10 protein-coding genes, 1 tRNA gene and 1 pseudogene are annotated in these 10,497 nt (G+C 38.3%); 9 read left to right on the top strand and 3 right to left on the bottom strand.

Features of this window, described 5'->3' with window-relative positions:
* Window positions 1–62: 62 nt before the first annotated feature.
* Window positions 63–770: a Bax inhibitor-1/YccA family protein gene (locus AACL61_RS05075; protein WP_102816219.1), complete on the bottom strand. Its 708-nt coding sequence runs from the start codon at window positions 768–770 to the stop codon at window positions 63–65.
* Between the two features lie 136 nt (window positions 771–906).
* Here AACL61_RS05075 and AACL61_RS05070 point away from each other — a divergent pair, with 136 nt between their 5' ends.
* The 5 genes from AACL61_RS05070 to AACL61_RS05050 all read left to right on the top strand — a co-directional run bounded on the left by AACL61_RS05070 (window position 907) and on the right by AACL61_RS05050 (window position 5,659).
* Window positions 907–1,362, top strand: coding sequence for a GNAT family N-acetyltransferase (locus tag AACL61_RS05070; RefSeq protein WP_102816220.1), 456 nt, complete (start codon window positions 907–909; stop codon window positions 1,360–1,362).
* Window positions 1,352–2,383 (top strand): DUF3114 domain-containing protein, encoded by a 1,032-nt coding sequence (locus AACL61_RS05065; RefSeq protein WP_102816221.1) that lies wholly within the window; start codon window positions 1,352–1,354, stop codon window positions 2,381–2,383. Before AACL61_RS05070 ends, AACL61_RS05065 begins: the two co-directional genes overlap by 11 nt.
* A gap of 136 nt (window positions 2,384–2,519) precedes the next feature.
* Entirely contained in the window at window positions 2,520–4,049 is a 1,530-nt protein-coding gene (locus tag AACL61_RS05060) for a glutamate--cysteine ligase (RefSeq protein ID WP_087215010.1), read from the top strand.
* Between the two features lie 106 nt (window positions 4,050–4,155).
* Window positions 4,156–5,079 carry a lactate/malate family dehydrogenase gene (locus tag AACL61_RS05055; protein WP_102816222.1) on the top strand — a complete coding sequence of 308 codons (924 nt, stop codon included), beginning with the start codon at window positions 4,156–4,158 and terminating at the stop codon, window positions 5,077–5,079.
* A 4-nt stretch (window positions 5,080–5,083) separates the two neighbouring features.
* Window positions 5,084–5,659 (top strand): LOG family protein, encoded by a 576-nt coding sequence (locus AACL61_RS05050; protein WP_085650254.1) that lies wholly within the window; start codon window positions 5,084–5,086, stop codon window positions 5,657–5,659.
* Window positions 5,660–5,695: 36 nt separating this feature from the next.
* Here the strand turns inward: AACL61_RS05050 and AACL61_RS05045 are convergent, their stop codons facing one another.
* Entirely contained in the window at window positions 5,696–6,058 is a 363-nt protein-coding gene (locus AACL61_RS05045; RefSeq protein ID WP_003670659.1) for a DUF4828 domain-containing protein, read from the bottom strand.
* Window positions 6,059–6,218: 160 nt separating this feature from the next.
* Between AACL61_RS05045 and AACL61_RS05040 the strand changes: the two genes are divergently transcribed.
* The 4 genes from AACL61_RS05040 (at window position 6,219) to wecB (ending at window position 9,884) form a co-directional block, all read left to right on the top strand.
* Window positions 6,219–7,238: a Gfo/Idh/MocA family protein gene (locus AACL61_RS05040; RefSeq protein WP_102816223.1), complete on the top strand. Its 1,020-nt coding sequence runs from the start codon at window positions 6,219–6,221 to the stop codon at window positions 7,236–7,238.
* A gap of 11 nt (window positions 7,239–7,249) precedes the next feature.
* A complete protein-coding gene (locus AACL61_RS05035; protein ID WP_102816224.1) occupies window positions 7,250–8,551 on the top strand; it encodes a DEAD/DEAH box helicase in 1,302 nt (433 codons plus the stop codon).
* A 59-nt stretch (window positions 8,552–8,610) separates the two neighbouring features.
* Window positions 8,611–8,683 (top strand) — tRNA-Arg (locus tag AACL61_RS05030).
* 79 nt (window positions 8,684–8,762) lie between these two features.
* The gene (gene wecB, locus AACL61_RS05025; protein WP_102816225.1) at window positions 8,763–9,884 is read left to right on the top strand and encodes a non-hydrolyzing UDP-N-acetylglucosamine 2-epimerase; all 1,122 of its coding nucleotides are present in this window, start codon (window positions 8,763–8,765) and stop codon (window positions 9,882–9,884) included.
* Window positions 9,885–9,936: 52 nt separating this feature from the next.
* Here the strand turns inward: wecB and AACL61_RS05020 are convergent.
* A pseudogene (locus AACL61_RS05020) lies at window positions 9,937–10,390 on the bottom strand (hypothetical protein).
* Window positions 10,391–10,497 lie beyond the last annotated feature (107 nt).

Genomic DNA, 10,497 nt, shown 5'->3' with positions numbered 1-10,497 from the left:
CGATGTTTCCAGAATCTCCCACTTCAAGCATTAAACCGTAGGTTTAGCTAAGTGGGAGTAGTTCAACTTTCATTACTTGATCCAAAAATGTCTAAGAAACTAATAAAGAGATTAATAAAATCAAGGTAAAGCTGTAATGCACCAAGGACAGCTAGCCCATTGGATGATACTTGACCATTACACTCGGTATAGATATTTTTCATTCGTTGTGCATCCCAAGCTGTTAATGCCGTAAAAATGATTACCGCAACGATTGAAAGCAGATAATTAATTATTGGACTTTGCACAAAAAAGTTAACCAGCATGGCGATAATCAAGCCGATTAAGGCCGCACTGGCATAAGAACCAAGTCGCGTAAAATCACGGTGAGAAAAAGTACCAATAATCGCCATTGTTAAGAATACACCCGCTGAGGAAACGAAGGCTGTTGCAATATCAGTACCAGCATAAGCGCCTGCGATAAAAGCAAAGGTAATTCCGTAGACTATCGCTGTTAAGATTAATAGGAACAGACAAAGACCAGGACTACGAGTAGCATTAAAATTAATCCCAAACGTTAGGATAATTGGCAAGAGGATAATTAACCACATTCCCCAGCGGTTATTGACCATAAAAGCAGTAAATTGCTGAGCGAAAACAGTTATTACGAGCCAAGCGGTTAAGGCAGAAAGCAATACTGCCAGGGTCATTAAACCATACATTTTTGTTAAAAACTTATTTAAGTCGGTAATATCAACAACGTTTCGACGATTAGGTGAAAAATTATCCATTATTGAACGCTCCCTTCACAAATAAATCCTTACCTTTATTATATTCCATAAATTTAATAATAAAATTGCTTTGCGGGAAAATTATGCTAACTTACTAGTTTTTGTATAATATATAAAATTATAGGAGGGATAAATTATGCAATGGTTTGATAAACAATTTACTGAACTAACAGTTAATGAACTTTTTGCCATTCTTAAGTTACGAGCACAAGTTTTTAATGGAGAACAACAGAGTTCCTATCCTGATCCGGATGATAGTGACCCACTTGCGCACCATGTTTTTGCGACTACTAATGGTGAAGTAGTTGCTTATGCACGTTATTTTATTCAGAATGATGTTGTAACTTTTGGTCGCGTAGTTGTGGCTCCACAAGCACGCGGGATTGGTTTAGGTGGAAAGATTATTGAACATTTATTAAGTGGAATCAAAGTGAATTTCCCCAACTTTAAGATAACTATTCATGCCCAAGCCTATGTTGAGGAATTTTACAAAAAATATGGTTTTGCATCTGTTGGTGACCATTTTATGGAGGCCGAGCGCGAGCATGTTACGATGGTTCATGAACCGTTAAACGATATTTATGACAAATAATATGATAAAAGTAAATCAAATAGGTTCCGTTAACTATATAAGAACCTTGAAACAAAGCGGTCTTAACGCTCATGAACAGCTTGATTTAATTATTAATCACCATTTACAAGCTTACATTGATAACTATGGATTTCTTCAATTTTCACCAACTGTATATCAATTTTCACCTCAGTTAGCCCCCACCAGTTTTTTCTATCCTTATTTTCGTGATTTAGTTGTGACGGCTTATTTAGGGAAGAAAGGGCTAAAAGCAGATTTATTAGGACGCAAAATTCATTTATTTCGCAGTTATCTTGATCGGCAAAACATCGCTTTTATTCGCCGATATCAGCGTCCCTCTCTTTCATCAGAAGCGACAGATTTTCAACGATTGCTTTCCTATGCCCACGATAATCACTTTAAATTAGACTTTAAGACTGGTGCTAATTATCATAATCGTTATCATCATAAATTTACTTACCCCTCTAATATGAAGGTTCAATTAGTTCGTAATTCGTATCGTCGGTATGCTAATCCAGCCCGAATGATTGAATTTATTGTTGATATCGAAACAGGAAAGTTTATTAGTCAATGGAATATTTATCGCTTTGATAACCAAGGAAGGGTTGATTCAGATCCCACGCATTATTTGACCAATCAATTACGGCAAATTGCTGATACAGAATCTTTTAACTATGGAATTCCCTATGGGGAGTATTATGTAACTGGTAAATATCGTCACACTCATCAACGTCTTGATATTACTCAACCGACCGATAGTCAGCTTCGAAGGGTTGCTAAAAAATATTGGCAGGCACCTATTGATTATGATGATGGCGGTAATTATGCTGACTTAGTAAAAAATATGCAGGATGTTATCGCATGGCGGGGCGTTCCAGATTCGCAGCGAATAGAAGTTTATGCTGATTATGTCAATTCATTAAAAGAACATCAGTGTAAAAATAGCGGAATTAATCATTTCTTTGCTAAGAATAAAGCATATCAGCAATTTTGTGTTCCTTGGTGGCGGAGATTGATATAATTAAGGACAGAAAGCGTTAATCTATTTTGAAGTGATTATCCAGTAAAATAATTAAGTTATTATTGTCTATTATGTTTCAAAAGTGTTATGGTTGAATTTGAATAAAATTAAAATGATTGATTGGAGGGATTCTTGGATGGGAACCGATTATGATCAACTTAAAGCAGCTTTAAAAGAACCGTCATTAAATGCCAAACTTTTTTCTTCACAGTTTGGTTTAGAGGCAAAGAAGCACCGAATTTTGACCAATGGGCGGGCAAGTCGTTATCCATATCCTGAAAATCTGCGTTCACGGCAATATAATATTTATTTGAACTCAGGCTATACGGATGACATGATGGACTTTGAAACGGGTCCAGTTGTTGGGGCTAAGAATGCAGTCCGGCAACTAAAAATGTTAGAGCAGATTGTTATCTCACATTTACGGAGTGATGAACGATTATGGCCGTTAAGTATGGCGCCAGGACCGACTTATCAGCATGACCTTGAATATTTACAAACTGCATTTACTAAGAAATGGGACCAAGAGACTCATGATTATCTAGGGAAGAAATATGGTATTGTTCAAGAAATTTTAGGGGATGTCCATGTTAATTTTAGTTTGGATGGTGAATTAATCAACGAGATTTATCACCGCTTTTATGCGGACCGGTATCCAAACCGTATTGATTTTCAAAATCATCTTTACTTTAAATTAGCGCAAAAGTTCTACCTTTATCAATGGTTATTTACGTACTTATATGGAGCAAGTCCGGTTTCTGAAGATATGCCACATAGTATTCCAGAGGATTTGGAGCTGCCAGTTCGGAGTTTGCGTTGTAGTGATTATGGGGATGATAACTTTACCAATGAGCAAGTTACCTATACTTCATACGACCAGCATTTTGCAGAATTAAAGCACTTCATGGACAATGGCACTTACTATAGTATGAAGGAATTCTTTGGCCCGGTACGGTTACGGCGGCATAACCATGATATGCATGATATTGATGGGGCCTTACATAAGGGAATTGATTATCTTGAATTTCGTAATTTTGACCTTGACCCGTTGTCGCGAACAGGAATTAGTGACGATACGATTAACTTCCTTGAATTAATGCTTTTAAATAGTATTCTTTCACCATTACCTGATAACTTGGAGGAACGATTAGCGGAAGCAAAAAAGCGGAATAATGGAGTGGCCTTACAAAAGCCAAAGGAACAATTACCGTGGATGCATGAAGAAGCAATGCAGTTAATCGCAGAGTTGCAAAACTTTATTGTTGAGTTTAATGCTCCGCGAGAATACCAGCTTGCTTTGAAGTTTGTACAACGACGAGTGGATGATCCTTCGCTAACTCTTAGCGGTCAGTTAGCAGATCAACTTGAAAATGGTGATTTATTATCATTTGGGTTAAAAATTGCCAATGATCGTTACACGAAAAATATTAATTTCCAACATCCATTGCAAGCAATCAGCGATGTTTACTCAGATGATGTTCAACAATTGGTTAAAGCTGCCATTGAGTTAGGTGTCCAAATAGACTTGCAACCAACGCAAGTAGTATTATATGTAGGAGATCATCAAGAAAGCTATAATGCTCAAGCAACTTTTGATTTCTCAAAGGGTGCCCGTGATGTAATTCTTAGTGATTTTCCAGAAGTTCAGGATTTTCAGGAAAAGTAAAAAAGAGACTGAGGAGATTATTTCCTAGTCTCTATCTTTTTAAAGTAGGGTAATAACCTTGTTTTCACTTTCGTTATTTCCCGGGAAATAGAAAGAAGCGCTAAAAATGAGAAAGATTGGAATTATTGGCCTCGGTCATGTGGGTGAAATGCTAGCCAACCAATTAGTAATGAACGGAAAAGTTGATGAATTAGTTTTGATTGATGAAAAAGATCAACTAGCTATTGCAATTCAGGCTGATTTAAATGATGCCCAAACGGTCTTGGCGACCCACACAAAAATAATTATTCAAGATTACGCTGCCTTAGCCGATGCGGATGTCCTTATTACCGCCTTTGGAAAGAGTGCTTTGATGAAGCAACAACCAATGGCTGAGCTTGAGACCAGCTATCAGCAGGCCTTACAAGTTGGTAATAAGATTTTTAAGAGTGATTTTAGTGGGATCTTAATTAACCTTACTAATCCTAATGAGGCAATTACTGCTGTTCTCCAGCAAAAAGTTGGCTTGCCGCAAAAGCAAGTAATTGGGATTGGCACGGTTGTTGAAACGGCGCGCCTTTATCGGGCAATTGCAGAAGCCGCAAAGGTCGCCGCTGCCAATGTAACTGGTTTTGTCTATGGTCAACACGATGGTCATCAGGTATTTGCTTGGTCAACTGTTCGTGTGAATGGACAACCCTTAACTGCGGCAATCAATGGTCATCACTTAGATCAAAGTCAGCTTAAAATTAAGGCGAACCTTAGTAATTGGTACACTCTCGATGGATTAGGGTATAATGTTAGTGCTGTTACTGCTTGGACTCTCCGAATTATTACGGCAATTTTTGCGGATGAACAATTAGCGTTGCCGATTGCAATTTATCAGCCGCAGTATTCCACTTACATTAGTTTTCCAGCGTTAATTGGTCGGCAAGGAATTGGCAACCTTCTTCTCTTAAAACTTTACCCATTGGAAGAAGAAGAGATTAAGAGTGCGGCAGCAACAATTAAGCATCAATTAGATTCTCTAAAAAATATTAAAGGGGAGTAGTTGTATGATTAAACGAATTGCAGTTTATTGTGGTGCGCGTGATGGAAATAATCCGGCATTTAATCATGAAGCACAACGATTTGGTGAATGGCTGGTCCAACACGATATTGAATTAGTTTATGGTGCCGGTGCGTTTGGCTTGATGGGAACCCTTGCTCGGACAGTCTTAAAAAATGGCGGCGTTGTTCACGGGGTAATAACTACTGAGCTAGCTGAACGTGGAGCCATTTATAACGAATTAAAAGATGTAAGAATTGTCCCTAATATGGATATTCGCAAGCAAACGATGATGGATCTTGCGGATGGGTTATTAGCTTTTCCCGGCGGCTTTGGGACACTAGAGGAAATTACCGAAGCCGCCTCATGGACAACAGTTGGGGATAATCATAAGCCAGTTGCTTTTTACAACTTTAATGGCTTTTATGATTCGTTAAACGACCTATTTAAGCAAATGAATAAGGCGGGCTTTGTAGAAGATCCTTATCTAAATAGTATCTGTTTTAGTGACCAGTTTGACCAGATTTTGGCATTTATGCAAAATTATAAAGCACCGGCACATCGTCAGTACGCTCAAAAATAATTTAAAAATAAAAAACGCTGTCTTACAGCGCCAACATTATTTTAATGGTTGAATAGTATAAACTTGGTCATCAGCTTCATCGGTTAATGAAACTGGCCGTTGTTCATTTGCCCGAATAGTAATGTGATAACCAAATCGATCAAGGAAAACTAACTTATCAGGTTTGATTTGTTGAACCGTTGCCGGAATGATTTGGTTATCGATACCGAGCTTTAATTCAGGAGAGATGGTTATTTTATGAGAGCGATCTCGTTCTTTATCATAATATTGCCATGTGCCCGCATAAAAGATAGGTAACGAGATCGTATTATTGCTTTTCTTCGCACGACTGAACCCTAAAGTACTGGTGAGTCCAGCCATTAGTCCCGCGCCGAAAAGTAACATTCCTTTTTTTCTCATATTTTATCAGTCTCCTCAATTAAGTGATAAGTCATTCTATAACATAACTAATTATACACACATTTCTATTATCAGAAGATTTCATTTCTGTTAAAAACGCGCAATAATTGTTAAAATTAGATGTAATCAAAGAAATATTTGAAAAGGAAGAGTTGATTTTATGTTAAAACTTGGTGTTATTGGAACAAATATTATTACTGATCAGATGTTAGATGCAGCCAAGAAAACAGGAAAATATGAATTGACAGCTGTCTATTCTCGGACATTAGAACATGCTGAGAAGTTTGGCAAGCCATATGGGGCAACTGAATTTTACGATAACATTGATAAGTTCTTTGAAGAGAGCGATTTTGATGTCGTTTATATTGCTTCACCAAATAGTTTGCACTACCAACAAGCACGGAAAGCAATTGAAAACGATAAATCTATTATTGTTGAAAAGCCAGCCTTCGTAAATCCAAGTGAATACAGTGCGATTGAATCATTATTGGCAGCCCATCCTAAGGCACGTTTGGTTGAAGCAGCTCGTCATATCCATACCAAGATTTATCAAGCTGCCTTGAAGAAAGTTGATGAGATGAAGGAACATTATATTCAAGGAGCAACCATCACTGTAATGAAATACTCATCACGTTTTGATAAAGTTCTTAATGGCAGTGAACCATATCCAAATATTTTTACCCTTAAGTATGCTGGGGGAGCTTTAATGGACCTCGGTGTATATGCTGTATATGGGGCCGTTACTATTTACGGTGAACCAGAATCTGTAGTTTATTTCCCAACTCTGACTAAAACTGGGGTTGATGGTAAAGGGGTTGCAATTCTTAACTATGACAAATTTACTGTCACTCTCAACTTTGGTAAGACAGCTAACTCCCACCTTTATTCTGAAGTTTACGGCTTGAAAGATACTTTAGTCTTTGATAGTATTTTTGATACGCGAAAGGTTACTTATTATGATGCTGACCAAAATGCGCACCCAATCGAAGCGCCCGTTGAAGAAAACTCAATGACTGATGAAATGAATGATTTCGCAGACCTCTTTAACAATCCTGATGATGAAGAAGAAATGAAGAAGTACAAGCATTGGTTAGAATTATCTAAGACGGTCAACTCAGTTATGTACTCCCTTCGTCAATCTGCTCAACTAGTTTTCCCATCTGATAACGATCAAGAATAGGATGATTTAATTTGATCGAACAATTTCAAAAACACTTTGATGAAAAATACAAGCAACCAACAGCAATCCAAAAAGCAGTTGCGCCGGCATTAAAAACTGACCAATCTGTCCTTGGAATAGCACCGACTGGCTCTGGTAAGACCCTAGCCTTTACGTTGCCACTCTTGCCTAAGATTATGCCAGGCGAGGGAACTCAATTATTGGTTCTCGCACCTTCACAAGAATTGGCAATTCAAACAACCAAGGTAATCCGTGAATGGGCAACTTTAATTGGCGTTAGCGTTCAATCCCTGACAGGGGGGGCAAATTTACGGCGACAAGTTATGAATTTACACCAACACCCTGATGTCGTAGTAGGGACACCTGGACGGGTACTCCATATGCTTGATAACCATCACTTAAAACTCGGCCATTTAATGACAATGGTTATTGATGAAGCTGATGACATGCTTCAAGACGATACTTTAGCTGTCGTAGAAGATATTGAGCGTGCGACCCCGTTATCTACTCAACTAGCATTCTTTTCTGCTACAAAATCTCCTGTTCTGGATGAATTGAATGTGATGTTTGGTCGCGATATTGAAACTATTGATGTTCGTGATGAGGATACTTCTCAGGGACCGGTAGAACATGGTTACTTAAGTGCACGAACCAATGCGCAAAAAACAGCAACTTTACGTCGGCTGACAAGTATTAAAGATTTTCGGGCGCTTGTCTTCTTCAACAGTACCCGCACCCTTAACTATGCTGCAAGTCGGTTGCGACACGAACATGTTCCGGTAGGTACCTTGGGCGGTAGACAAAAACAAGTACAACGGGAAAAAGCGATGCGGATGTTTCGGAAGCGGCAAATCAAGTTGTTGTTGACGACGGATTTGGCAGCCCGGGGCATTGATATTCCTAAATTGCCTGCCGTTATTAACTTTGACTTGCCGACATCGCTCAATACCTATATTCATCGGGTTGGCCGTACTGGGCGACAAGGAGAACCAGGATTAGCACTTAGTTTAGGTGATGATCATGATATTCGTGACCTTAAGAAGTTGCTTGCTGATAGTGACTATGAACTAACTAAGCTCTACATTGGTGATAATAAATTAACCAACCAGAAACCAGAAGAGGGTCAACGGGTGGTTTCAATCAAACAGCAGGCTAGTCGTCACTTGCAAAAAGAACAATTAAGTGGGGAAAACCATAAAAAGATGAATCAAACTCTCAGTGGATTCTCTAAGCCAAAGAAACGGCGAAAGAAAAAGAATCGCAAAAATAAAGGAATTCGTTTGAAGCATCGTCGTAAAAATAACGAAAACTAAAAAAGAATAATTACCGTCTTTACGAAATCCTTCGTAAATGCGATAATATTCTTTAGTTTGGTCCTATAGTATAATTGGATAGTACATCCGCCTCCTAAGCGGTCGATTCCGGTTCAAATCCGGATGGGACCATTTGATAATGCACTGTCGACGTGATTGCTTTGTTTAGTGATTACGTCTTTTTTATTAAAAGCTGAAGGGAGAGTCATTAATGCAGCCACCATATAAGATTATGTTTTTGTTTGGTACGCGGGCTGAGGTTTTGAAGTTGGCGCCGATCATTAGATTGATGCATCAAAATCCTGCGACCTGGCAACCAGTTCTTGTTGCAACGGGAAATTCACAATTATTAAACGACACGTTGGCATATTTGAATTTCCAAATTGATTTCAGTGTTGATTCATCGAACGTAACAAGTACAAATGAAGTTGAACTATTGAGCCAACTGTTGCATAACTTAAATAATGTGATTAATGCTGGACAACCAGATATGATCCTTGTGGCTGGTGATGCTACTACAAGTTTGGCTGCCAGTTTGATTAGTTTTTATCATCATATTTCACTTGGCCATGTTGAAGCTGGTTTGCGTACTTATGAACGGTATTCGCCATTCCCTGATGAAATGCATCGGCGCCTTACAGATAATCTAGCAGACCTTTATTTTGCGCCAACGACAAGTGCCCGCGATAATTTATTGCAAGAGCACCATCCAGCAAAAAGAATCTATGTTACTGGAAATACTTCAATTGATAGCGTGAAGCATAATTTACAAGAAGATTTTACGCATCCTTTACTGCAGTCCATCCCAGCAGATAATCGGATTTTATTAATGACAATGCGGCGCAAAGATAACCTCGGCGCCCCCATGAAGCGTGTTTTCCATACAATGCGTGATATTGTGGAAACTAACAACAATCTTGACCTGATATTTCCTGTCTATCCTCATCCAGAAGAAGAATTACTGGCTAATGATATTTTAGGAGATCATGACCGGATTCATCTTATTACACCATTAAATCATCATGATTTCTTAAATATTGCTGTCCGGAGTTCGATTCTGTTAACTGATTCAGGCGGTTTGCAGGAAGAAGCTCCAGCATTGCATCGCCCTCTTTTGCTTTTACGTGATGAAACAGAACGTCAAGAAGCGGTCAGCCTAGGGGGCGTAAAAATTGTTGGTACTGATCCGACAACGATTCAACAAGCGGTTTTTGAATTGTTAAATGATGAGAAGAAGTATCGGCAAATGGAACTAGCGGAAGTACCATTTGGAGATGGGCACGCAAGCGAAAAGATTCTTAAAATTGTTGAAAAATACTTATCACAACAATAAAAAAGGTGAATAAGAGAGCTTTTTATGTAAAAGAGTAGTCTCTTATTCACCTTTAGTTTGCTTTAGGTGATCGTAATGATCCACGTTTAACGATAATTGGTAATTGCTTTAGGACATTGTAAACATGATGAAGTTCCGTCTCTGCTTTCTTCTTATCAATTCCTTTAGCAGTCATAACAGCATCAGCAGCTTGCGCATAATTACGCTTATATTCTTGATTGATTTTATTCCAATCAACTCCAGCAAATTGTTGAGCTAATTCCTTATCATAAGGTAACTTTCCTTGAAGCATCAGGACAGCAATTCCGGGATAGCCAAGATAGCCTTGCCAGTATGAGGCATTGTCATTTGAAGTATAGGTATTGTCGTGAAAGGGTGACGGTATAAGTTTTCGCTTTATTAGAAGAGGTTACGAGTGCTTGATCGTTTTCAAGTTTAACGTGACCGTCAGCAATTGCTGTATAAGCTTCTAATATTTTTTCAATTGGTGGGAATTTTTTCATCATTTTAGGTCAATACCTTCTTCGTATTTATTATAGTTGGAATTTTTAAGATCCCGAAATGTCAATTTAAGTTAGAAAAAAAGTAGTTGCTCATCAGTGACATACTTCAT

The organism is Limosilactobacillus reuteri subsp. porcinus (assembly GCF_036621895.1).
Lineage (GTDB): Bacteria > Bacillota > Bacilli > Lactobacillales > Lactobacillaceae > Limosilactobacillus > Limosilactobacillus reuteri_J.
Note: the sequence above shows the minus strand (reverse complement) of the source record. Positions and strands in the feature narration are given on the sequence as shown.